This is a genomic window from Mesorhizobium sp. M7A.T.Ca.US.000.02.2.1, from assembly GCF_003996995.1.
In the GTDB taxonomy this organism is placed as follows: Bacteria; Pseudomonadota; Alphaproteobacteria; order Rhizobiales; family Rhizobiaceae; genus Mesorhizobium.
This window is the reverse complement of the sequence record NZ_RZTT01000828.1, coordinates 1-834: the sequence shown is the minus strand read 5'-3', so window position 1 is coordinate 834 and position 834 is coordinate 1. Positions and strand designations below refer to the sequence as shown.

Here is an 834-nt window from a genome sequence, read left to right as displayed (position 1 = left end):
GAACGGCGCTCGCGCAAGGAAGCGATCCGTTCGGAAAACACCGAGCGCAAATCATCCGATCGCAATGAACAGCGCGCACCCGAACGCGGCGACACCCGGCCGCAGCGCGACAACAGCCGCCCTGCCCGCCAACGCCACCAGGAAGACAACGATTCCACCGTTGGCTTCGGCGACGACATGCCGGCCTTCATGCGGATCGTCGCCAAGGTCTGATTCCCGACCGCTTCGAAGGCGAGCCGGCCACTCGGCTGCCTTCTGGCAAAGCTTGCCGGCCACTCGGCTGCCTTCTGGCAAAGCTTTCAGCCTGGCTCGCCCGTTACATCGGCCCAGGCATCATCTTGGTCGGTTTTTCCAGCATCGGAAACTCGGCCTTGTTGCATTTCACGTTCGGGTTCGTCGGACTGAACATGCCGTTCGGGTTGTCCCCGAGCCAGGCATGAAGGTCGTAATGGACGAACTCCTTCGGGATGAGAGGGTAGTGCCCCTCCATAGGTCCCATGAAGGTTTGGCCAAACAGCTTGGGCGGCTCCTTGGTGTCCGGCGTCAGCGGCACCAGCCATTCCACTCCGACCAACTTCAGGCCTTCCTTGGTCGGCTCGTAGATCAGCACGTTCGGCCTCATCGGATCGAGCTTCTGGCCGACACTCGGGACATTGACGAAGTGGATGCCCATGGCGCCCTTCGGGTAGTCCATCGCGCCCGGTATCTTTTCTCCGCTGTAGTGGACGCAGCCGACGGTCGACAGATAGAGGTCGCGGACGGCAGCGGTGTAATCCTCATATTTGGCGAGCGACTTCTTCAAGGCTTCGATGTCGGCCTTGTTGGCGTCCTCGG

At 61.4% G+C, this 834-nt stretch carries 1 protein-coding gene and 1 pseudogene; one reads left to right on the top strand and one right to left on the bottom strand.

Annotated features, from left to right (window positions below):
- Window positions 1–213: pseudogene (locus tag EOD15_RS34945) on the top strand (ATP-dependent helicase); the annotation flags it as partial.
- Window positions 214–316: 103 nt separating this feature from the next.
- Here the strand turns inward: EOD15_RS34945 and EOD15_RS34940 are convergent.
- Window positions 317–834, bottom strand: a 518-nt coding sequence (locus tag EOD15_RS34940; protein WP_127409356.1) for a hypothetical protein, incomplete at its 5' end; no start/stop codon positions are given.